The following is a 25,491-nucleotide window of genomic DNA, read 5'->3' as shown; positions in this document are numbered from 1 at the left end:
GCAGGCATCGCCCACCAGGGCCGGTGACCCGACGACGCGGCGTCAGCCCCACTCGGCAGTCATCGGCGACGCCCGCTCGTCCTCTCGCGCGAAGAGCCGCCACGGTCGCCACGTCCGCGTCCGCGGATCGAACGGCTTCACCCGCAGCCACCAGACGAAGAGGGACGTGTACAGCAGCGGTGACTGCGCCACCATGAATCTCGCCTGGCGATGCCGACCGTGAACCTTCGTGGTCTTCACCGCCGCGGCCCGATATTTCCGATTGGCCCACGGGCTCATCCGGAATCGGCGGGGCGACACCCCCGCCAGCATCGCCGGCACCACCCACACGACCGCGTCCTTCTCGAGCAGCGTGAAGAACAGATCGATGTCCTCATGGGTACCCGGAAGATTCGGCACATCCGACCGGACCGAGTCCCATGCGGTGCGGCGTATCGCCATGTTGTTCCCCAGCAGCGTGAACGCCTTGCGGCCCTCCGAGGAGCGTTCGGCGTTACGGCGCTGACGCTTCTCGAACCGGTGCTCGAGTGGGACGTCGTACAGGTAGTCGAAGCCGGTGACCGCGGCGACTTCTGGTCGCCCGGTCATGAACTCGACGAGTGACGCGCACCAGTTCGGGTCCAGCCGCGTGTCTGCATCGATCCGGCCGATGACGTCGGTGGACGACGCGTCGAAACCGGCATCGCGCGCCCACCCGACGCCTTGGCGCGGCGCGGTCACGATGCGGATGGGAAGCCGATGGGAAAACGACTCGGCGACGGCGACCGTCCGGTCGCTGCAGTTGTTGTCGACGACGATGCACTCGTCCACGGCACGAGTCTGAGCGGCGATGCCCTCCAGGCACGCGGCGATGACCTCTTCTTCGTTGTAGACCGGAATCACCACACTGACCGTGAACATCTCGCGTCTCCCTCGCTGTCGGTGCTCGTCGCATGTTAACCAGCGCGACCGCGCAGCGCGGCGTCGGCACCGCGCATCCGGTGGCGGATTCACCCGTCCGGACCCGTCATCCGGATACCGACATCGACGAATCCGCACCAGCGCTTCTCTAGACTGAGACCGCCAGCCCATTCGTCGAAGGATGCCCATGAGCAATCTCGAGATCCAGCCTGCCGAGCTCGACTGCCGGTCGGGTGCGACAGATCCCGCGCAGGACTCGGGGAGGCCGGCCGTGGAGGTGCTGACCGCACGTGACGTCCCGCTCGGCGGGCCGCGGGCGATGACGGTGCGTCGCACGCTGCCGCAGCGCAGACGATCGCTGATCGGCGCATGGTGCTTCGCCGACCATTACGGCCCGGACGACGTCTCCGCGACCGGCGGCATGGACGTTCCGCCGCATCCCCACACCGGGCTGCAGACGGTGAGCTGGCTGTTCTCCGGCGCGATCGAGCACCGCGACACCATGGGCAACCACGCGGTGGTGCGGCCGGGAGAGCTGAATCTGATGACCGCGGGCCACGGGATCGCCCACACCGAGGTCTCTACCCCCGACACCACGTTGCTGCACGGCGTTCAGCTGTGGATCGCGTTGCCGGCGGCCGCGGCCGACACGACCAGGGACTTCGCGCACCACGTACCGGCCGTGATCGAGCGGGAGGGCGTCGCCGTGCGCGTGTTCCTCGGGGAACTGCTCGGCGAACGTTCGCCCGTCCAGACCTTCACGCCACTGATGGGCGCCGAGATCACCATGACGCCCGGCGCCGAGATCGATCTGCCGGTGTCGCCGTCCTTCGAACACGGGATTCTCGTGGACGCCGGGCGCATCCGACTCGTCGACGTCGCCGCCGAACCGCTCGAGCGCACCGAACTGGGATACGTGGGCGTCGGAGCGACACATCTGCGGGTGCGCAATGACGCCGAAGAGGATGCGCGCCTGGTGATCCTGGGCGGCACCCCCCTCGACGAGGAGATCATCATGTGGTGGAACTTCGTCGGCCGCAGTCACGACGACATCGTCCGGTACCGACAGGAATGGACCGATCACAGCGACCGATTCGGGCAGGTGGAGGGCTATCAGGGCGAGGTCCAGCACCTGCCCGCACCGGCCCTGCCCACCACACACCTGCGACCCAGGCGCAACCCGCCGGGCCGCGCCTGAGGCCCGTTCAGGCCTGCTCGCCCAACAACTTTGCGAAGTTGGCGATACCCGCCTTCTCGACCGCCGACTGGTGGGCCCCTCGACTGTCGTCCTTGTCCCGGTCCGCCCCGTTCGCCTGCGCCCGGCCTGCCGGGGCGCCCTGCTCGAGCCGGCCGGGTGGCAGTGCGGCGACGAGTTCGGTTGCCGCACGACGGATTCGGTCCGACAGCAACGCGGTGTCGCCCGACGTGCCGGCCCAATCTTCGGCCGCCGCGTAGACCGCGGTCGGCATGACCACCGCGCGGAGGTAGGCGAACAGCGGACGCATGGCGTGATCGAGAACCATCGAGTGCCGCGGACTGCCGCCGGTCGCCGCGATGACCACCGGGAGGCCCTGCATCCGATCCACCTCGACGAGGTCGAAGAACGACTTGAACAGACCGCTGTAGGACGCATTGAAAACCGGTGTCGCGACGATCAATCCGTCGGCGCCGTGGACCGCGTCCACCGCCGCGCGCACCCCGCCGACCGCAAATCCGGTCGTCATAGACCGCGCGACGTCGACGGCGAGATCCCGGAGGTCGATGACCTCGACGTCGATGTTCAGCCCGTCCCGCACCGCGTGCTCGGTGATGGCGTCCACGAGCCGGTCGACGAGCAGGCGGGTCGACGACGGGTCACCGAGCCCCGCGTTGACCGCGACCACCCGCATGCTCACGAGCGCACCGCCTCCGGCTGTGCCGGCTGACCGGCATCCGCAGTGGCCGACACGTCGCGGGCGGCCACCAGCGAGGCGTGCGTCGGCGCATCGGGAACATCGGCCGGACGGCCCTGTGCGAATCCGGCCCGCAGATCGGGCAGGACGTCGCCGAGCAGGTCGAGTTGCTCGAGCACCGTCTTGAGCGGCAGGCCGGCATGGTCCACCAGGAACAGCTGACGCTGATAGTCACCGAAGGTCTCGCGGAAAGTGAGCGTCTTGTCGACGAATTCCTGTGGGCTGCCGACGGTCAGCGGTGTCTCCGAGGTGAATTCCTCCAGGGACGGACCGTGTCCGTAGACAGGGGCGTTGTCGAAGTACGGACGGAACTCACGGACCGCGTCCTGTGAGTTCTTCCGGATGAAGAACTGTCCGCCGAGACCGACCACGGCCTGGTTCGCCGTGCCGTGCCCGTAGTGCTCGAACCGCTCGCGGTAGAAGCCGATCAACTGCTGGAAGTGCTCCTTCGGCCAGAAGATGTTGTTGGCGAAGAAGCCATCGCCGTAATAGGCGGCCTGCTCCGCGATCTCGGGGCTGCGGATCGATCCGTGCCAGACGAACGGGGCGACGCCGTCCATCGGCCGCGGCGTGGAGGTGAAGGAAGTGAGCGGGGTGCGGAACTTGCCCTCCCAGCTGACCACGTCCTCGGTCCAGAGCCGATGCAGCAGGTGGTAGTTCTCGATGGCGAGCGGGATGCCCTGGCGGATGTCCTGACCGAACCACGGATAGACCGGGCCCGTGTTCCCCCGGCCGAGCATGAGGTCGACGCGGCCGTCCGCGAGATGCTGGAGCATCGCGAAGTCCTCGGCGATCTTCACCGGGTCATTGGTGGTGATGAGGGTGGTGGCCGTCGACAGCTGGAGCGTGCTGGTCTGGGCGGCGATGTAGGCGAGGGTGGTGGTCGGCGACGACGAGAAGAACGGCGGGTTGTGGTGCTCGCCGATTGCGAACACATCGAGGCCGATCTCCTCGGCCTTCTTGGCGATCTCCACGGCTGCCGTGATCCGCTCGTGCTCGGTCGGCGCCACCCCTGTGGTGGGATCGACCGTGATGTCACTGACGCTGAAGAGTCCGAACTGCATGTCGCGCCTCCTGTGTCTGATGCAAATCTGTCTGATACGAACGTCACCCAATCTAACCGGACCGCGGTCCGATTAATTCCGCGATCGGGCCCCCAGCTGCGTAGGTTAGTGTTGGCTCATCCAAGAGGAGGAGGCGAAATGAAGGTTCGGAAGTCCGTGGCCGTAGCGCTGCTCGCCGGAGCGACGATGCTGGTCGCAGCCGGCTGTTCCGACGAGGCGAACGACACCGTCAGCAGCGCCGCAAGCGGTGCGTCGGCAGCGGTGGCGTCGGCAGCCAGCGACGCCAAACAGGCCGTCGTCGGACTGAGCACCGACGATGCCCAGGTGATCCTGCGCAAGTCGGTCGACCCGGCAACCTCGTCAACAGAACTCGACGCAGTGGTCGACACCACGAACCCCGTCACCAAGGCCGCCATTCAGGGCTACGCGAAGGCCTCGAACATGGCCGGCTACACCCCGGAGGTGTACACGGTGAAAGAAGTGAAGGCCGACGGTGACGACAAGGCGGTCGCGACGGTGTCGATCAAGAGCCCGCACGCACCCCAACCGGTCGACGTCACACTCGCCTACGTGAAAGCCGACGGTGACTGGAAGCTCGCCGGCAGCGCGGTGACCCAACTCTCGTCCATGGGTGGCCAGCACGGGGGCTGATCCCGAGACATTCGACGAATCTCGCCGCATCCCCGCAGGGGGTGCGGCGAGATTTCTGTCTGCCGGGCGGTGCGATGTCGTGACCTGCCCGCGTGCGCGGTCACCGGCGGACGCGAGGGGAATCAGGAACAATGGACCGGCGGCGCGGAATCTGCTCGCCGGCCGTCAGGAGGTTCGCCATGCGGGTGACCGAACACCCCACCCAGCCGATCGATGCGCCGGTCACCGATCGCCACCTACGGTGGCCACCGCCCGAGGATGCCGACCGACCGGCCGCCGAAGATCTGTCGATCGCCGACAACCCGGTCACCGGCGAGAACATCGGACACGTGCCTGCTCAGATCATCGCCGCACCGCCGGTGCATGCGCCGTTGCCCAGGGTCGGCGAGATCTGGGACCTGCCGGTACACACGGTCGACCCGGCCTGGTCGGATCCCGCATGGACCGCGGCAGCGTCCACGTATCCAGCATCCGTATATCCAGGGTCCATATATCCAGCGTCCACATATTCGGCGTCGCCATATTCACCCGGATACGGACAGCAGAAGCGGCCGGCGCCGGCCACCGCGACGGCCGCCGTGGTGGCCTCATCAGCGTCCCTGCCACTCGCGCTGCTCGGGGTCGGCGCGGTGCTCGGATTCCTCGGCGTCGTCCTGGGGATCGTGGCGGTCGTCCAGATCGGGTCGGGCCCACAGATCGGTTCGGGCCAACAGATCGGGTCGGGCCAACAGCGCCGTCAGGGGACGGGCCGGGCGGTGGCTGCCATCGTGATGGGTACGGCGAGCGTCGTCGTGGGCACGCCGATCCTACTGGTGATCCTGGCCGTTCTCGCCGTCATCTGAGACCGGCGAGGAACTCCGGAGCCATTCCTGGTCTCGACGGAGACGGGGTCTCAGCCGACGGCGCGCAACTCGTTGTCGGCACCGCCCTCGATGTCCCGTCCCAGCCAGGCGACGACCTCGCCGACCACTCGATTGCGCTCGGCGGTGCCGTCGATGCGGGTCAGGGACGGCATGCAGTGGAGCAGGCCGGCATGGAACGCGGCGTCGCGGGACAGGCCGTGGCGATCCATCACGGACTCGTACGACGAGATGCTCTCGTCGAGGGCACGATAGCTGACGACGTCGTCGCCGAAGCGCACAGCCGTCAGGCGCGGTGTCACCTGCGCCCGCTTCTGGATGTCTTCCAGCACGTCAGTCATCTTCACAGCCACTCCCCCGACTTCGTGATGTCGACCCTGGCCACTCTGCCTCCCAGTTCGAGCCGGCACCGGGTCCTTCTTATATAGCTTGCCTTGCTAACGGCACTTTGGAAACCGGTGACGCGGTATCTGTCGGCGAATCCACAGAAACTCTGCGTTAATTGCCGTGTTCAGATGTTACGTCCGTGAACAGAGTTATCGGAGTGACCAATGGGCTTGATGTGCAAGCGTTATCGCTGCGACATTTCGCCGCGATCTCACTCCGACGCTGAGCCGCCCTGCGCAGCCTTGTCCGCCTCCATGGCGTCGATCAGGCTCTTCGGCCGCAGATCGGTCCAGTTCTGCTCGACGTACTCCAGGCAGGCCGCACGGCTGTCCTCGCCGAAGACCTTGGTCCAACCGGCCGGGATGTCGGCGAACGTCGGCCACAGCGAGTGCTGGTTCTCGTCGTTCACCAGCACGAAGAATCGGCCGTTCTCGTCATCGAAGGGATTCGTCATAGTCGGTCCTTTCCACTCTCACCGGTCACGGACTCGTGACCACCATCGATAGTCAACCATTGGTTCAGCTCGGGCCCGATCACCTCCAGCGCCGAAGCGTTCGCCAGACCGAGGTGGTCGGCGTCGACATCGACGTTCGCGATCGAGCCGTTGACATAGGGTTCCCAGCCGCGGGCGACCGCGCTCGGGTCCGCTTTGTCCCTGGTGGCCGTGAACACCAGCAACGAACCATCGAACGGTGCTGGTCGGAACTGTTCCACGAGTTCCTCTCCGGTGGCAAAACTGTCCATGACCCACTGCACCTGATCGGCGCTCAACAGCCCCATCGACGATATCTGCTGCCGGATGATCTCCGCGACGTCCTCGGCGGACTCGGCACGGACGTCCTCGCCCAGGTCGAAGAGGTCTCGCCAGCCGCCCAGGAAGTCGCCGACGAAATCTCCACCGAGTCGGACGCCTGCGGATTCCTCGTCCGATGCCGGAACCGGTGAGGAGTCCATCACGCCGAGGAATGCCACCTCCTGCCCCTCGGCCTGCAGCGCGGTGGCCATCGCGTAGGCCACATAACCGCCCAGCGACCATCCGAGCAGGTGATAGGGCCCGTCCGGAGAGATCCGGCGGATCTCGGCGAGGTAGCGGTCGGCCATCTCCTCGATCGACTCGGCACTCGGTTCCCCGGCCACGGCGTGCGGGTCCTGGACGCCGTAGACGGGACGATCCCGGAGATAGGGCACGAAGCCGCCATAGAACCACGCGAGCCCGCCCGCCGGATGGATGCAGAACAAGGGTGCCCGGGAACCCTGGGCGTTGAGCGAGATGACCACATCTCCGCCGCTGCCCGACCCGCCGCCGATCCTGGCCCCGAGCCCGCGCGGGGTCGGATCGTTGAACAGCCAGGCGAGCTCGACGTCGGCGCCGCGCTCACGCAGTCGGCCGACCACTTGGGTCGCCGACAGCGAGTTGCCGCCCAGGTCGAAGAAACTGTGGAGGGCCCCTACCGCATCCACGCCGAGGACGTCGGCGAACACACCCGCCACCGTCCTCTCGTCGTCGGTCGCGGGTTCCACATACCGCTCGGCGTCGGTATCGATCACCGGTTCCGGCAGGGCGCGCTTGTCGAGCTTGCCGACCGGCGTCAGTGGCAGCGAGTCGAGTACCGCGATACTCGCGGGCACCATGTGTGAGGGCAGCCGCCCTCCGACGAACTCGCGCAGCACGCGGACGTCGACCGCTGAGTCCGCGACGACGTAGCCGGCCAGCGCGGTCGCCACCGATCCGCCCACGCCCAGTACCACTGCCGATTCCACCGAGGGATGCGAGGCGAGGACCGCCTCGATCTCACCCAGCTCGATGCGCAGCCCGCGCAGCTTCACCTGGTCGTCGGACCGACCCGCGTACTCGACCACGACGTCGCCGGTGTCGTCCCGGCGCCACCGCACCACGTCGCCGGTCCGATACATCCGGGCGCCTGCGTCCCCGAACGGGTTCGCGACAAACCGTTCGGCGGACAGCCCGGGTCTGTCGAGGTAGCCGCGCGACAAGGCGCGACCCACCGCGTACAACTCGCCCGGGACCCCGACGGGCACGGGATGAAGTCGACTGTCGAGGACCAGCAGTTCCACCCCCGCGAGCGGTCGGCCCAGACGAACCGGCCGGCCCGCCTCCATCGCGGTGCTGAGAGTGATGCCGATCGTCGTCTCGGTCGGTCCGTAGAGATTGTGGATCGGCACATGCGGCGACCACGCCTCGACCAGGGCCGGCGGCACCGCCTCACCGCCGGCCATCAGACCTTCGAGGTCCGGCAGCCCGGCCGGGTCCAGCGTCGACAGCACCGTCGGGGTGAGGAACGTGTGGGTCGTGCGGTGTTCGCGCATGAAGTCCTGCAGCACCGGACCACCGACCGCATCTGCCGGCCGGTAGGCGACCGCGCCGCCGTTGACGGTCGCGAGCAGGTACTCGAGCACCGATGCGTCGAAGCTCGGCGAGGCGAATCCCAGCACCACCGGAGCATCACCCACCGACAGCCGGGCCGACTCCTGCGCAGCGAAGTTCGCCAGCCCGGTGTGGGTCACCGAGACGCCCTTCGGGCGTCCGGTGGAACCCGACGTGTAGATGACGTACGCAACGTTCTCGGGCCGGACCGGCCCGAGCTTCTCGTCCGTTCGGAGCGGGTCGTCGCGGAGACTCCCGACCTCGGCTCCCACCGCGTCGTCGTCGAGACGCACCCAGGCGAATCCCTGGTCCGGCAGGACGCCGGTGGCGATGGTCAGACCCAGGATCGCGCCGGAGTCCTCGACCATGGTGGCCACCCGATCGGCCGGATAGTCCGGGTCTATCGGCACGTAGCCCCCGCCGGTCTTGGCGACCGCCCAGATCGCGGTCAGCAGTTCGACCGAACGCCCGACCGCCAGCGCCACCAGGGACTCCACCCCGATCCCACGTGAGATCAGCCACCGCGCAAGCTGATTGGACCGACGGTCGAGCTGATCGTAGGTCAGTGACGCGCCGGTGCCGTCGACCACCGCGACCCGGTCCGGATGTCGGGTGGCCACGTCGGCGAACATCTCGGCGAGCAGCCGCGGCTCAGTGCCGACGCCGCCGGAGACAGGTGCCAGAGCACGCCCGTCGACGGCCCCGACGAGCGGGATGTCGGCCGTGAGCAGGTCCGATCGGGTCGCGACGGTACGCAGGATCTGCACGAGCGCATCGATGAAGACCTGGATCTGGCTCTCGTCGAACGCCGCGGGCAGGTACTTGAGGGTGAGCGAGATCCGTTCCCCGGGAACCGGTGACGTGGACATGTTCAGCGGATAGTGCGTCGCGTCGGTGCCCTCGAAGTCCTGTATCTCGAGGCCACCGGTCAATGCCGCGTCGGTGGTCGAGAGCGAATCCGTGTCGACCGGATACGACTCATGCACCGTCAACGTGTCGAACAGTGGCCCACCGACCCCGGCCAATGCCGTCAACTCCGGCAACACCAGATGCTGATGGTCGAGCACCGACACCTTCGCCGCCTGCAACCGGCCCAGTACGTCCGAGATGGGCGCAGCCGGGTCCACATCCACCACGGCGGGCAGGGTGTTGATGAAGAGTCCGACCATCGACTCCACACCCTCCAGGTCTGCGGGGCGTCCCGACACCGTCTCGGCAAAGGTCACCACCTGATTGCCGGTCAGCCGCGACAGCAACACCGCCCACGCGAACTGCAGCACCGTGGCCACCGTGGCGCCCTCGGCCCGCCCCACCGCCTCGATCCCCGCGGTCAGTTCGGCATCCAGGATCGTCGAACGGTCCTGCGGCAACGATTCCGCGGTGGCCTCGACGCCCGGCGCGACCAGGGTCGGTCCCTCCAGCGGGGCCAGCACCTGACGCCAGGCCGCCGGCCCGGCAGTCCGGTCGACCTCGGCGAGACGTCTCAGATGGTCCGCGAAATCGCCGCTGCCCCTGCCGACCTGGCCGGTGTAGGTGACACCGCCGGCGTAGAGCGCCAGCAGGTCGGCCAGCACCAACGGACCCGACCACCCATCGATCAGGATGTGATGATTGGTGACCACCAGGTGTGCGGCGTCGCCATGACGAATCAGAGCGAACCGCATCAGCGGTGGCGCCTCGAGGTCGAACGGTGCCGAGCGCTGCGCGTCCGCGATCTGTCGGATCGCCTCGTCGACCTGGCCGCCGCCATCCCCTCCGTCGAGATCGACGACCTGCCAGGGCAACACGACAGACTCCGGGATCACCGCGACGACCGCACCGCTGCCGGTACGGACGAAACCGGACCGCAGGGCACGATGGTGTGCGAACAAGGCCTCGGCCGCGACCTGCAGACGGGCGACGTCGATGGTCCCACCCAGCTTCAGGATCGACTGCACCACATACACATCCACCGATGATTCGGTGCCGCCGTGCCCAGCGATCTCCGACTCGAAATGGAGTCCCCGCTGCAGCGGCGCCAGTGGCCAGATGTCCGCGCGCGGGTACCGCAGGTCGAGGGCGTCCAGATCGGCCTGCGAGACCCCCGTACCCGGCACATCCGACGGCGACAGTCCCGGATCATCCTCCTGCACCGACTCGACCACGGCCGTCAATTCGGCCGACCAGCGCTGCGCGAGGTCGGCAGCGTCCGCGGCCGACACGATCCCCTGGACGAACAGGAAGTCCGCCACGAGTTCACGGCCTTCATCCGTGGTCTCGGCACCGGGAGTCTGCGAGCGGGCCGCTTGTTGCGTGCCCACGTTCACCGTCAGCACATTCATCGCCGTCATCGCCCCGGAGACCGACGCCGGCAGCGACGGCGCCTCCACATCGACCATGAACGGGAGTTCGATCTCGTCTCGGGCGCCGCGGGTGCCTGCGCCGAAGAAGTTGAAGCCGATCGACGGCAGCGCACACCCGCCCAGTCGCGGATCACCACCGAAGCGCAACAACCCGAACCCGATCCCGCGGTCGGGCTGGCCGAGTCTCTCCTCCTTGGCCGCCTTCACCGCGTGCACGATGCTGCCGGCCGGGTCGACCGTCATCGGTGTGATCGCGGTGAACCAGCCCACCGTCCGCGACAGATCCGCGGACCGCGGGTCCGAACCCCGCTCGACAACCTCCTCGTAGCGGCCGTGTCCCTCCATCAGCACCGACACCGCCGCGTCGTCCGCGATGTCGCGCGACCGCTGCCAGGATCGGACCGCCCGTGCCAACGCCGCCACCAGCGCATCGTTCACGTGGCCGGCAAATGCCTCCGGCACCGCCGTGAGCAGCGCCTCCGTCACTCTCGAATCGATCCGAACGCGTTCCGCGGACACGGAACCGAAGCGATCCCGCGTGCGGTCCAGCGGCGAGCCGAAGCTGGTCGGTTCCCGATCCACCCGGGCCAGCCAGTGGTCGACCTCGGACTCGTGGTCGGCGATCTGTGTGTCGAGCGCGGCATGCCAGGCGCGGGCCGAGGTCACCTCGGCCCGAACCGAGAGCTCCTGACCTGCCTGCATCTGACTCCAGACAGTCACCACATCCTCGATCAGAATCGGCCACGACACCGCGTCCACGGCGAGATGGTGGATCGCCAACACCACGCGCGCACCGTCGGAACCCGTGACCAGGATCGAGGACACCAACTGTCCGACAGCAGGATTCAACTCACTGAGGGCCACAGCGTGCGCCGCGTGCAACGCCTGGTGGAACCCGGCCGAGGCCACCGCTGCGTCGGCACTCGCCTCGTCGACCACACACCTACGACCGTCACCGGCCGTCCCGACCCACACATCGTCGTCGAAGACGAGCCTCGCCGACATCGCCGGATGCGCCGCCACCACCGTCTGCAGCACCTGGCGCAGCGTGATGACATCGAGTCCATCCGGCGCCACCAGCACGACCGACTGCGAGAAGTCCGCGAAATCCTCCGCGGAGTCCGACAACTCGAGCATCCAGGACGCCACCGGCGGGATGACCATCTCGGGGGGGTCACCGGCAGGCTCCTCCAGGAGCGCCAGTTCCTCACCACCGGCCGCCACCGCACGCGCCATCGCCCGGACCGACTTGTGTTCGAACACATCTCGCGGCGACACCACCAACCCGGCCGCCCGGGCCCCCGACGACACCTGGATCGCCAGGATCGAATCCCCGCCGAGCGCGAAGAACGATTCGACGACGCTCACCCGGTCGACACCGAGGACGCCCGCCACGACCTGGGCGAGCGTCTCTTCCACCGATGACTCGGGTGCCACGTAATCCTCGCCGGCGCCGCCGATCTCCGGCATCGGCAGGGCGCGCCGGTCCAGCTTGCCGTTGGCCGTCAGCGGCAGATGACTGATCGGGACGATCAGCGCGGGCACCATGTACCCGGGAACCGCGCGGGCCACGGTGTCACGCACGGACTGCGAGTCCGGTGCCACATCGGGCTCGGCAACCACATAGCCGATCAGCTGTTCACCACGACCGGGTAGGTCGACGACGCCGGCGGCGGCCGCGGTCACACCGTCCACTCCGAGCAGCGCCGCCTCGATCTCGCCGAACTCGATCCGGAATCCGCGCAGCTGCACCTGAGCGTCGCCGCGTCCCAGGTACTCGATGTCGTCGCCCACGCGGCGGGCCAGGTCGCCGGTCCGGTACATCCGGCCGCCGTCGGGACCGAACGGGCTCGCGACGAACCGCGTCGACGACAGGCCGCGCCGGCCCAGATACCCCTGCGCCAGCTGACCGCCGGTGACGTACATCTCGCCGATCACGCCGGGCGGTACGGGGTGCAGACGTCCGTCGAGGATGTGGATGCCGAGCGAATGCAGCGGGCGACCGATCAGCGAGGCGTCACCCGCGGCGACCAGCGCGCGGTCCAGTGGGCGGAAGCTGACATGCACGGTGGTCTCGGTGATCCCGTACATGTTCACCAGCTGCGGGGAGTCCCCGGGGTGATCGTCGAACCATCGGCGCACCTGGTCGAAACTCAGTGCCTCGCCGCCGAACACGAGATAACGCAGCGGGAGATCCACGCTGTTCCGGCGGCGCGCGTCGATCAGTTGATAAAAGGCCGACGGCGTCTGACTCAGGATGGTGACGCCCTCGTCCGCCAGCAGTTCGACGAACGCGTCGGGATCACGGGCGAGGTCGCGGTCGACGATGACCAGCCGACCACCCGACAGGAACGGTCCCCACAGCTCCCAGACCGAGAAGTCGAACGCATACGAATGGAACATGGTCCACACGTCGGTGGCCCGGAACTCGAAATCGCCTGCCGCGGTGTCCATCAGGGTCACCACGTCCTGATGGGTGATCTCCACCCCCTTCGGCAGGCCCGTCGACCCGGAGGTGTAGATCACGTACGCCCGCGCCGACGGCGGGATCACGACGGGCGGGGCGGTCTGTGCGGCACCCTCGGCCACCAGATCCGCGACGTGCGCGGTCGTCACGCCGGGCGGCAGCACCGAGAACAATTCGTGGCCTGCGGTGGCCGCATCCGTGATCACGGTGCCCACCGCGGCATCCGAGACGATGAAGGCCAGGCGTTCGGCGGGATTCGTCGTGTCGAGCGGCAGGTACGCCGCCCCCACCTTGAGCACACCGAGCACGGCGGCGACGAGATCCACCGTGCGCGCGGTGGCCACCCCGACCAGATCGCCGAACCCGACACCGCGGGCCCCGAGTGCGGCGGCGACCGCGTCCGAACGCGTCTGCAGCGCCTCGTAGGAGAGGGTGACGCCGTTGGCCGTGACCGCCTGTCGCCCACCGTGTGCGTCCACCGTCGACCGGAACAGGTCGACGAGAGAGCGACGGGTGTTGACGGTGTCGACGACGGGTGCCGGCAGGGCCGACAACACGGCGGCCTCGGCGGCCGACACGAGGGTGACGTCACCGACCGGCCCGTCGACCGACTCGAGGCACCCGGCGAGCACACGCACGAAGCGGTCCGCCATCGTCTCGATCGTCGACCGATCGAAGAGGTCTGTCGCATAGACGATCTGGGCCGGCCAGGACGTATCCGGCGAGTCGGCGGCGATACCGAAGGTCAGGTCGACCTTGGCCGGGGTCTCGGGGGGCTCCACCGGCGAGATCGTCAGACCGGCGACCGTGGTCGCGCCCACTCCCGCCGCGAGCTCCGGCAGGGCTGCCTGGTGGAAGGTCAGCAGGATCTGGGTCAGTGGCGCGAACGCCTCCGACCGGACGGGGTCCAGGTGGTCCACCAGCGCCTCGAACGGGACGTCTGCGTGGGCGAAGGCGTCGAGATCGGTCACCCGGACCTGATCCAGGATCTCGCCGAAGGACATCGGCGCATCGACCCGGGTGCGCAGCACGAGGGTGTTGACGAACATGCCCACCAACGCGTCCAGCTCTCGACGGCCACGGCCCGCGATCGGGGTGCCGACCGCGATGTCGTCGGTCGCCGACAGCCTCGCCAGCAGCACCGACAACCCGGCGTGCACCACCATGAACGGAGTCACGCCGAACTCCGTGGCCACCGATCCGATCCGCTCGACCACGTCGGCGGGAATCCGGAACGGAACCTGATCACCCCGCTGGCTCGCGACCACCGGACGCGGTCGGTCCGACGGCAGTTCGAGCACGTCGGGCAGCCCGGACAGCCGCTTCGCCCAGTATGAGAGCTGTTGCGCCACCACCGAATCGGCATCACCCGCCGAGCCGAGCACCTCGTGCTGCCAGATCGCGAAGTCGGCGAACTGCACCTCGAGCGGCGCGAAATCCGGCGCCATGCCGGCCGCGCGCGCGGCGTATGCGGCCATCACGTCGCCGATCAGCGGAGCCATCGACTCGCCATCGGCCGCGATGTGGTGGGCCACCAGCGCGAACACCCACTCGGCGCCGCCGACGTGCCACAGTCGGGCACGCACGGGCCACTGCGCGGTCACGTCGAAACCCGCGGTCACGTCCGCATCGAGTGCCGCAGCGGAGTCGACGATCGCCCAGTCCAGCTGTCCGGCAATGCCGTCGACGGGCGCGATCTCCTGGATCGGCGACCCGGCCACCGACGGGAACGTGGTACGCAGGACCTCGTGTCGCGCCACCACGTCGGCCAGCGCCGAGCGCAGCGCGGCGACGTCCAGAGCGCCCGTCAGCCGCAACACCACCGGGACGTTGTAGGTCGAGGCCGAGGGATCGAACTGATTGATGAACCACATGCGCGATTGCGCGAACGACAGCGGCACCCGTTCAGGACGCGGCACAGCCGCCTTGACCGGCGCCAGACCGAGTCCCCGACCGTCCAGTGACCGGGCCAGCTCACGGACCGACGGCGCCTCGAAGACGTCGCGGACGGACACATCGACTCCGGACACGTCCGAGACGCGGGCGGCCACCCGGGTCGCGGAGAGCGAGTTGCCGCCCAGTTCGAAGAAACTCTCCATGACGCTGACCGGTCCGATTCCCAGCACGTCGGCAAACACCTGCGCCACCGACTCCTCCGCCCCGGTGGCGGCGGCCACGAACTCACGCCCGCCGTCGGCCATCGGCTCGGGCAGAGCGCGTTTGTCCAGCTTGCCGACCGGTGTCAACGGCAGCGCATCCAGCACCGTCAGACTCGACGGCACCATGTGCGACGGCAATCGCTGCCCCACAAAGGCCCGCAGCTCACCGGTCTCGACGTGCTCCCGGAGCACGACATAGCCGGCCAGCGCGGTGGCCACCGAACCGCCGACACCGATCACCACCGCCGATTCGACCGAGGGATGAGAGGCGAGGACCGCCTCGATCTCTCCCAGCTCGATACGCAGACCACGGAGCTTCACCTGATCATCGCTGCGACCCAGATAGTCGAGCGCGATCTCGCCGGAACCGTCGCGCCGCCAGCGCACGACGTCGCCGGTGCGATACAGCCGCTCGCCATCGACGCCGAACGGGTTCGCGACGAACCGTTCGCAGGTCAGTCCGGGCCGTCCCACATATCCGCGGGCGAGCACCCCACCGGCGATGTACAACTCACCTGCGACACCGACCGGCACCACGCGCAGCCGCGAATCCAGTACCAGGAGGGCGACTCCGGGTATCGGCCCGCCGAGGGTCGTCGGCACGCCGGGCCGCATCGCGTCACTCATCGCCACGACGATGGTCGTCTCGGTGGGTCCGTACATGTCGTGGAACCCGACCAGCGATCCCCAACGATCGACCATCGCGGGCGGTACCGCCTCGCCGCCGGCGGCGAGCACCCGCAGATCCGGCAGTCCTTCGGGTTCCAGCGTGGCGAGCACTGTCGGCGTCAGGAACGTGTGTGTCACCCGCTGTGCACGCATGAACTCGGCCAGCGGTTCCCCGCCGAGCGCATCGTCGGGGCGGTACACGAGTGCCGCACCCGCGGCGACCGCCATCAGCCATTCCAGGACTGACGCGTCGAAGCTCGGGGAGGCGAACCCCAGCACGCGCGAGCGATCGGTCACGTCGAAACGGTCGACCTCGGTCAGCGCGAAGTTCTCCAGTGTGCGGGCGGTGAGCTGCACGCCCTTCGGTGTACCGGTGGAGCCCGACGTGTAGATCACATAGGCGACGGCATCCAGATGGGGCGTGCCGATCAGTTCGTGATCGGCCACCGGAGCCGGACTCATCTCGTCGATCGCCGCCAGGGTCTCGGCGGAATCCATGGTGGCCCAGTCGGCCATGGTTCCCAGGGCAGATCGGTGGCGCCCGGCGGTGAGGCCCAACCGAACACCCGAATCGGCCAGCATGTGCTCGATGCGCTCGATGGGATACGCCGGGTCGATCGGCAGGTGGCCGGCTCCGGTCTTGGCCACCGCCCAGATCGCGGTCAGCAACTCGACCGATCGGCCCAGGGCCAGCGCCACCAGCGATTCGACGCCGACACCCTGCGAGACCAGCCATCGTGCAACCTGATTGGATCGGGCATCGAGGGCGTCGTAGGTCAGCGCGGCCCCGGTCGCGTCGACCACCGCGACACGGTCGCGATGGCTCTCGACGACATCGGCGAACATCGCACTCAGCAGCCGGGGCGGCGCGGCAGGTCCACCTCTCACCGGCGCCAAGGCGGCGACGTCACCGGCGGTGAGCAGATCGATGTCGCCGACCGCGACGGTGGGATCGTCGACCATCGACTCGACGATCCGCAGACATGCCGTCAGGAATTCACGGACCGTCGACTCGTCGAAGATCGAACGCGCATAGACGAAATCGACGGTCATCGGCGATACCGCCGTCCGCCCGGTCACCGCCACCGACAACTCGAACTTGGCGACCTGATCTGCCAAATCGAGTGGTTCCGCACGGAGTCCCGCCGTCTCGAGGGCTGCCGTTCCCCGATCGCCGTCGACGTGGGTGAACGCGATCTGGGCGAGGGGCGGGAAGGCCGTCGACCTGGTCGGCGCGAGTTCGTCGATCAGCTCCTCGAACTGGACATCGGCGTTGGCGAACGCATCGAGATCCTCGCGCCGCACCTTCGCGACGAGGTCGGTGACCGTCTGGGCCGGGGGCACCGCGGTGCGCAGCACCAACGTGTTCACAAACATGCCGACCAGATCACCGAGCGCCGCATCCGTGCGGCCGGCGATCGGCGTGCCGATCACCACATCGTCGGTCGAGGCCAGCCGCGCGATCAGGATCGCCAGTGCCACATGGGTCGCCATGAACGGGGTGACTTCTTCGGCGCGCGCGAACTCCTCCACCCGGCGGGCCAGATCGTCGTCGACGGTCATCGACACCACACCGGCCATGGTCTGCATGACCGCCGGCCGCGGCCGATCCATCGGCAGATCGGTCACCGACGGCACAGCCCCGAGGTGCTCACGCCAGTAGCCGAGCTGCTGCGCGAGTCGGCTCGCCGGGTCGTCGACGTCACCGAGCATCTTGCGTTGCCACAGTGCGTAATCGGCATACTGCACCGCGAGGGGTCGCGCACCGGGGACCGAGTCGTCGACCCGCGCGAGGTACGCGGACAGCAGATCACGGACGAACACCGCGGTCGACGACCCGTCGAACGCGATGTGGTGAGCGGTCAGCACCACATCGTATGTGTTGTCGGCGGAACGGCGCACGCACCCACGGATCGGCAGGTCGACGGTCACGTCGAAGCCCTTCGCCGCCGAGGCCGTCACCTCACGTTCGTCGTCCACCACACGCCAATCGAACAGATCGCGGGCACGGTCGGCAGCGAGAATGCGCTGGACGGGAGCGTCGCCGTCGAGCGGGTACACGGTGCGCAGCACCTCGTGGCGTTCGATCACGTCGCCCAGCGCACCCACGAGATCGTCGAGGTCGAGGTCACCGGTCAGCCGCAGCGCCATCGGGATGTTGTACGCGGGCGACGAGGGGTCGAACCGGTTGATGAACCACATGCGAGACTGCGCCATCGACAGCGGCAGCCGCTCCGGCCGCCGGGAAGCGACCAAGGGCGCCACGGTCTGTGCACGCCCGCCCACCGCCGCGATCAGCGCCCGCACCGAGGGGAACTCGAAGAGGTCGCGCACCGACACGTCGACACCCAGATCGTCGGCAACCCGGGCGGCGGCACGCATCGCCGACAGCGAGTTGCCACCGACCTCGAAGAACGATTCGGTCACCCCGACCTGCTCCACGCCGAGCACCTCACCGAACACCTCGGCCACCATCACCTCGGCGTCGGTGTCCGGAGCCACGTATTCGCCGACCTCGAACACCGGGGCGGGCAACGTCTTCCGATTGAGTTTGCCGGAGCTGTTGAGTTCGATGTCGTCGAGGAACATCCATACCGTCGGTCGCATGTACGCCGGCAATGCCTCGGCGACGAGCGTCGTGACCGCGGCTTCGTCGACAGAGGCGGGCGCCACATACGCGACGAGGTGGTGGCCACCGATGGGCGCGTCGACCACCGCACACGCCACGTGCACCACCCCGGGTGCCGAGGCGATGACCGACTCGATCTCGCCGAGCTCGATGCGCTGCCCACGCAGCTTCACCTGGAAGTCGGTGCGGCCCAGATACTCGATCTCGCCACGATGTGCCACACTCGGCCCGCTCGCTCCGCTCCCGGCGCCGGCCACACTCAGCCCGCTCGCTCCGCTCCCGGCGCCGGGACTCCAACGGACGAGGTCGCCGGTGCGGTACAACCGCTCGCCGTGGCCGCCCAAGGGATCCGCCACGAACCGCTCGGCCGTCAGCCCGGGGCGTGAGGCGTAGCCGCGTGCCAGCTGCACGCCACCCAGATACAACTCGCCGGGGACACCCGGCGGCACCGGGCGCAGGCGCGCGTCCAGCACGTACGTCGACGTGTTCCATTCCGGCTGACCGATCGTGACGCGATCGGCGCCGGTCACGTCGACGGCCGTCACGTCGACGGTGGCCTCCGTCGGCCCGTAGAGGTTGACGATCTGCACGCCCGGCAATGCGCGGTGCGCGTGGGTCGCCACCGAGACGGGCAGCGCCTCACCCGAAGTGAGCAGCCAGCGCAGCACACCGAGCCCGTCCAGCTTCTCGGCCGGGACCACGTCCAGGAAGACCGACAACATCGCCGGCACGAAATGCACCGACGTCACGCGTTCGTGCGCGATGAGATCGGCGATGTAGACCGGTTCCAGGTGACCACCTGCGCGCGCGACGATCGTCGTGGCCCCCATCATCACGGGGGCGAACAACTCCGGCACCGACACGTCGAAGGTGAACGGCGTCTTCAGCATCACCCGCTCAGCCGCGGTCCAGTCGAAGATGTCCAGGCACCACCGCATCCGGTTCACCAGCGCGCGGTGCGACACGGTCACGCCCTTCGGGCGGCCTGTCGATCCCGAGGTGAACAGAGTGTATGCGGCATCATCGGAACGCAAGGGCGCCGGCCGATCCGCGTCGGTCACGATCGGTACCGACAGGTCGACCTCATTTGACGCGTCCACCTCGACCGTCCGCACGCCGTCGACCGTCGCGGCGACGACGGCTCGTCCGGCACCGACGACGAGCACGCGGACGCGGGCGGTGTCGAACATGTACTCCACGCGGTCGACCGGGGTGTCGGGATCGATGGGGACGTATTGCGCGCCTGCGGCGAGGACGGCATTCACCGCGACCACCATCTCCACCGAACGCTCCAGCGAGACCCCCACGGCCACACCCGGTCCGGCACCGGCGGCGATGAGTTCGCGGGCCAGCACCGCGACCCGCGCGCCGAACTCGGCGTAGGACACGGACCTGTTGCCGAACACCAGCGCAACGGCATCAGGTGTACGGAGAGCCTGTGCAGCAACGAGGTCGGGTACCAGATCGGCGGGCACATCGACGACGGGGCCCAACGACCAGCTCTCCACGACGGCCCGCTCGTCGGTGGAGATGAGATTCACGTCGCCGACGGCGGCGGGCGGGCTCGCGACCAGTTCGGTCAGCACCGACACGAACCGGTCGGCCATGTTCTCGACGGTCGGGCGGTCGAAAAGATCGGTCGCATAGACGATCGAGCACGCCCAGTCGCCTTCCACCGCCGAACTCACCGTCACTGACATGTCGAGCTGTGCGGGAACCCACGACGGTTCGATCGACTGCACCGACAGCCCCCCTATCGACAGCTCGGCCGACTCCGCCGACGCGGCCGGATCGAAGGAGAGCATAACCTGCGCCAGCGGCGCGAATGCCTCCGAGCGCGTGGGATTGAGCGCCTCGACGACGGTTTCGAACGGGACGTCCGCATGAGCGAAGGCATCGAGATCCGTCAGCCGGATGTCGTCGAGCAGAGCCGCGAACGTCATCGCGGTGTCGACCCGGGTCCGCAGGACCAGGGTGTTCACGAACATCCCGACGAGTGGGTCGAGCGCTGCCTGACCGCGGCCCGCGACAGGGGTCGCGATGGTGATGTCGTCGGTGGCCGACAGCCGCGCCAGCAGGACTGCGAGACCGGCGTGCACCACCATGAACGGCGTGACCCCGAACGCCCGGGCCACGACACCGATCTGCCGTCCGAGTTCGGCGGGCAACACGAACCCGGCGCGTGCACCCCGATGGGAGGCGACGGCCGGACGTTCCCGGTCCGTAGGGAGTTCGAGCACGCCGGGCGCGTCGACGAGTTGGTCTCGCCAGTACGACAGTTGCCGGCCGATCACCGTATCCGGTGCATCCGGCGACCCCAGCACACGGTGCTGCCAGATCGCGTAGTCCGCGAATTGGACTGCCAGCGGCGCAAATTCGGGCTCTCGTCCCTCTGCCCGAGCGACATACGCGGATACGACGTCGGTCACCAGCGGCAACATCGACTCGCCGTCCGAACCGATGTGATGTGCGATCACCGCGAGCAGGTACTCGTCGTCGGAAACCGCGAGCAGCCGTACCCGCAGCGGCCATTGTGCGGTCACGTCGAAGCCGGTCGTCATCGCCGTCTCCACGTCGGCCTGCGTGTCCACCACGGCCCAGTCCAGCCGTTCGGTCACCTGGTCGACCGGATCTATCACCTGCACCGGCAGACCGTCGACGGCCGGGAAGGTCGTCCGGAGCACCTCGTGGCGCTCGACGGTGTCCACCACCGCGGCGCGCAGGGCATCCACGTCGAGTGCGCCGGCCAGGCGGAGGACCGCCGGGATGTTGTACGTCGCGGTGCCGGGCTCGTATCGGTTGATGAACCACATGCGGGTCTGCGCGAACGACAGCGGGATGGGCGCCGGTCGCGGGGTCACGGCCACGAGGGGCGCCAGACCCGCGCCACGCGACGAGACCGCGGCCGCCAGGCCGCGGACCGTCGGGGCGTCGAAGATGTCCCGCACCGACACCGCGGCACCGAACTCGTCGGCCACCCGGGCCGCCACCCGCATCGCCGACAGCGAGTTGCCGCCGACGGCGAAGAAGGATTCGGTCACGCCGACCTGCGCCACGCCGAGCACCTTCGCGACAATCGACGCGACGGATTCCTCGGCATCGGTGGCCGGGGCCACATATTCGGCCGCCTCGAAGACCGGGGCGGGCAGCGCACGCCGGTCCAGCTTGCCCGCGCTGTTGAGGGCGATGTCGTCGAGCAGCATCCACACCGATGGACGCATGTACTCGGGCAACGCCTCGGCGACCGCCGCCTTCACCGCACCCTCGTCGACCGTGGACGGGGCGACGTAACCGACGAGATGTTGCCCGCCGCCCTCGGTCTCGACGACCGTGCACGCCACGTGCACCACCCCGGGCGCGGAGGCGATGACCGACTCGATCTCACCCAGCTCGATGCGCTGTCCACGCAATTTGACCTGAAAATCGGTGCGCCCCAGGTACTCGATCTCACCTCGGTGATTCCAGCGGACGAGGTCACCGGTTCGATACAACCGCGAACCCGATGCCCCGGACCCCGCTCCACCGAAGGGATCGGCCACAAAGCGCTCGGCAGTCAAACCCGGACGCGACTCATAACCGCGTGCCACCTGGACACCACCGAGGTAGAGCTCACCCGGGACGCCGGGCGGCACCATCCGCAGGCGGGCATCGAGGACCAGTGTCGACGTGTTCCACACCGGCACACCGATGGGCACCACGTCGGGCGCATCGGTCACATCCACAGATGCCACTTCGACGGCAGCCTCGGTGGGACCGAACAGGTTCACTATCGCAACCTGCCCGAGCAGCTGGTGGGTGTGTGCGACGACCGGCGGCGGCAGCGCCTCACCCGAGCAGAACAACCACCGCAACGAGTCCAGCGTGGTGATCTTCTCGGCGGGCACGACGTCCAGGAACACCGAGAGCATCGACGGCACGAAATGTACCGACGTCGCGCGCTCGCGGGCGATGAGGTCGGCGATGTACATCGGATCCGCATGCCCGCCCGGGCGCGCCACGATGATGGTCGCGCCCGCCATCACCGGGGCGAACAGCTCCGGCACCGAAACGTCGAAGGTGAACGGCGTCTTCAACACCACCCGGTCACCGGTCGACCACGGATAGTGGTCCAGACCCCACCAGAGTCGGTTCACCACCGACCGGTGCGACACCGTGACGCCCTTCGGACGGCCGGTCGATCCGGAGGTGAACAGCGTGTAGACCGCGTCGTCGGCGCGCAACGGGGCCGACCGATCCGCATCCGTCACCGGCGCGACCGACAGGTCGACGGCCCCCGAGGCGTCCACCTCGAGCACGGTGACGCCGTCGCCCAGCGCCGCCACCGACGCCGGCGCACCATCGCCGCCGACCAGCACCACACCGACGCCCGCGGTGTCCGCCATGTACTGCACGCGATCCGCCGGGATCGCGGGATCGATCGGCACGTAATGCCCGCCCGCCGCGACGACGGCATGGATCGCGACCACGAGCTCCACCGAACGGTCCAGCGAGACCCCCACTGCCACACCGGGAGACACACCGGCAGCGATCAGGTCACGAGCCAGCACCGACACCCGCGCTCCGAATTCCGCATACGTGAGTGCGCGACCGTCGAAGACGAGGGCTGCATCGTCGGGTGTCCGAAGTATCTGTGCGACAACGGCATCGGCCACCGAACCCGCCGGGACGCTTACGTCGGCGCCGACCGACCCACCGGCGATCAACGCCCGGTCACGGTCGGTGAGCAGCGGCACGTCGGCGACGAGCATCGCCGGCGCGGAGGCCGCGGCACCGAGGATCTCGACCACGGCGTCGGCGAACACGCGGATCTGGTCGTCGGCGAATGCATCCGGCAGGTACTTGATGGTGATCGACAACCGATCACCCATCGGCGAGGTGATCATGTTCAACGGGTAATGCGTCGAATCGCTGACCACCGCCTCCCGGATGTCGAGGCCACCGGTGAGAGCGGCGTCGCTGGTCGAGAGCGACTCGGTGTCGACCGGATACGACTCGTGCACGGTCAGCGTGTCGAAGGAGCCCGAAACATCCGTCAGGGCCAGCAGTTCCGGCAGGCCCAGGTGCTGATGGTCGAGAACCGACACCTTCGCCGCCTGCAGGCGTGCGAGCACCTCCGAGATCCGAGCCGACGGGTCGACGTCGACCACCGCGGGCACAGTGTTGATGAACAGGCCGACCATCGATTCGACACCCTCGAGATCGGCCGGGCGGCCCGACACCGTCTCACCGAAGGTGACCACCCGGTTGCCGGTCAGCCGGGACAGCAGCACCGCCCAAGTGAACTGCAACACCGTCGCCACGGTCGCGCCCTCGGCCCGCGCGAGCGCCTCGACGGCAGCGGTCAACTCCGCATCGACGACCACGACATGGTTCCTCGGCAACGACTCACGGGTCGCCACGCTGCCCGGCGCCACCAACGTCGGGCCCTCGATCGGTGCCAGCACCTCACGCCACGCGGCGAGACCGGCGTCGTCGTCGACGACGGCGACATGCTTCAGGTAATCCTCGAAGTCGCCTCCGCCCGTACCGATCCGGCCGGTGTAGGTGTCGCCCGTGGCATAGAGCGCCAGCAGGTCGGCGAGCACCAGCGGACCGGACCATCCGTCGAACAGGATGTGATGGTTGGTGATGACCACACTCACGCCACCGGCATCGCGGGCGAGCACGACGCGTAGCAGTGGCGGCCTGGACAGATCGAACGGCTCGACCCGCTCACCCGCGGTGATCTCGTCAACCCGAACCTTCCGCTCGACGTCGTCGACCGCACCGAGATCGACGGTGCGCCAGGGCACCCGGACCTCATCGGGCACCACTGCGACCACAGCACCACCCTCGGTCTGGACGAAGCCCGACCGCAGCACGCGATGATGGGCCACGAGGCTCTCCACCGCTGCTCGCAGTCGTGGCTCGTCGACGTCGCCGCCCAGCCGCAGGACCGCCTGGCTGACGTACACGTCGACGTCGTCGGCGCCCGCCCCCGAGGACAGCGCGGACTGGAGGTAGAGCCCCTTCTGCAGGGCGGAGAGGGGCCAGACCGGTGCACCGGGGTGACGCTCGGCGAGCACATCCAGGTCGGCCTGGGTCACCCCCGAACCCGAGACATCCGATGGCGACAGCCCCGGATTCCCACCGCTCGTGACCACGTCGACGATGGCCGCCAACTCGGCCGACCACCGGTCGGCGAGATCCTCGACATCCGCGGCGGACAGGATCCCGCCGGCGAACAGGAAATCCGCCGACAACTCACGACCGCGAGGCGTGAGCTTCGTCCCGACGTTCACGGTGATGGCGTTCATCGCGGTCATGCCACCCGCCACCGACGACGGCAGGGCCGGAGCGTCGGCGTCGACCATGAACGGGACCGTCATCGGTTCGGCGTCGACGCCGCGGCCGCCGGCACCGAAGAAGTTGAATCCGATCGACGGCAACGGCCGTCCCGCCAATCGCTCGTCGCCACCGAATCGGAGCAACCCGAACCCGATTCCGTGATCGGGCTGGGTCAGACGCTCCTCCTTCGCCGCCTTCACCGCGTGCACCACGTCGGCGGCCGGATCCACGAGCATCGGGGCGATCGAGGTGAACCATCCCACTGTCCGCGACAGATCCGCGGTGCGCGGATCGGCACCGTGCGCGAGCACGTCCTCGTACCGACCGTGCCCTTCGACCAGCACACCGACCGGCGCGGAGTCGGAGATCCCCCGCGCGACTTGCCAGGAGCGCACCGCACGTGCCAGGCCCGCCAGCAACGCATCGTTGACATGACCGCAGAACGCCTCGGGGACCACTGTCACCAACGCCTCGGTGACCGCCGCATCGACCCGGTGCGGCACCGATCCCACTGTCGAGAACCGGTCGCGCGCAGGGTCGATCACGGCTCCGAGGTCGGTCGGGTCACCCGACCGCGACAACCAGTGGCCGATCTCGGCCGAACGATCGGTACGCCGGTGCGCCAGTGCCGTGTGCCACGCACGCGCCGACGTCACCTCCGGTCGCACCGTCAACTCGTCGCCGGACACCAACTGTCC

9 protein-coding genes (1 of these 9 only partly in view) are annotated in these 25,491 nt (G+C 68.4%); 3 read left to right on the top strand and 6 right to left on the bottom strand.

Going from position 1 to position 25,491, the window contains the following annotated elements; genetic code table 11:
* Positions 1-42: 42 nt before the first annotated feature.
* Positions 43-900 (bottom strand): glycosyltransferase family 2 protein, encoded by an 858-nt coding sequence (locus ACPXCG_RS07690; protein WP_425790752.1) that lies wholly within the window; start codon positions 898-900, stop codon positions 43-45.
* Between the two features lie 187 nt (positions 901-1,087).
* Between ACPXCG_RS07690 and ACPXCG_RS07685 the strand changes: the two genes are divergently transcribed.
* Complete coding sequence (locus ACPXCG_RS07685) at positions 1,088-2,098, top strand: pirin family protein (protein ID WP_425790750.1); 1,011 nt, start codon at positions 1,088-1,090, stop codon at positions 2,096-2,098.
* Between the two features lie 7 nt (positions 2,099-2,105).
* On the opposite strand, the gene ACPXCG_RS07680 is transcribed toward ACPXCG_RS07685, so the two are convergent.
* Complete coding sequence (locus ACPXCG_RS07680) at positions 2,106-2,789, bottom strand: CE1759 family FMN reductase (protein WP_425792070.1); 684 nt, start codon at positions 2,787-2,789, stop codon at positions 2,106-2,108.
* Positions 2,790-2,791: 2 nt separating this feature from the next.
* Positions 2,792-3,916: an LLM class flavin-dependent oxidoreductase gene (locus ACPXCG_RS07675; protein ID WP_425790749.1), complete on the bottom strand. Its 1,125-nt coding sequence runs from the start codon at positions 3,914-3,916 to the stop codon at positions 2,792-2,794.
* Between the two features lie 138 nt (positions 3,917-4,054).
* Here ACPXCG_RS07675 and ACPXCG_RS07670 point away from each other — a divergent pair, with 138 nt between their 5' ends.
* Positions 4,055-4,567 carry a DUF4878 domain-containing protein gene (locus ACPXCG_RS07670; RefSeq protein WP_425790747.1) on the top strand — a complete coding sequence of 171 codons (513 nt, stop codon included), beginning with the start codon at positions 4,055-4,057 and terminating at the stop codon, positions 4,565-4,567.
* 179 nt (positions 4,568-4,746) lie between these two features.
* Positions 4,747-5,409 carry a DUF4190 domain-containing protein gene (locus ACPXCG_RS07665; RefSeq protein ID WP_425790745.1) on the top strand — a complete coding sequence of 221 codons (663 nt, stop codon included), beginning with the start codon at positions 4,747-4,749 and terminating at the stop codon, positions 5,407-5,409.
* A 50-nt stretch (positions 5,410-5,459) separates the two neighbouring features.
* Here ACPXCG_RS07665 and ACPXCG_RS07660 read toward each other — a convergent pair whose 3' ends face one another.
* The 3 genes from ACPXCG_RS07660 to ACPXCG_RS07650 form a co-directional block, all read right to left on the bottom strand.
* Positions 5,460-5,768 (bottom strand): hypothetical protein, encoded by a 309-nt coding sequence (locus ACPXCG_RS07660; RefSeq protein WP_425790743.1) that lies wholly within the window; start codon positions 5,766-5,768, stop codon positions 5,460-5,462.
* Between the two features lie 257 nt (positions 5,769-6,025).
* A complete protein-coding gene (locus ACPXCG_RS07655; RefSeq protein ID WP_425790741.1) occupies positions 6,026-6,268 on the bottom strand; it encodes an MbtH family protein in 243 nt (80 codons plus the stop codon).
* On the bottom strand, positions 6,265-25,491 hold the 3' portion of the coding sequence (locus tag ACPXCG_RS07650; RefSeq protein ID WP_425790739.1) for a non-ribosomal peptide synthase/polyketide synthase. Its footprint extends 5,796 nt past the window's final position; only the last 19,227 of its 25,023 coding nucleotides appear in the window; its start codon lies beyond the right edge, outside the window — the gene reads right to left on this strand; its stop codon occupies positions 6,265-6,267. Before ACPXCG_RS07650 ends, ACPXCG_RS07655 begins: the two co-directional genes overlap by 4 nt.

The sequence above is a fragment of the Gordonia sp. DT218 genome (assembly GCF_049847105.1).
GTDB lineage: Bacteria > Actinomycetota > Actinomycetes > Mycobacteriales > Mycobacteriaceae > Gordonia.
The sequence above is the reverse complement of the archived record's forward strand: the minus strand, read 5'-3'. Positions and strand labels throughout refer to the sequence as shown.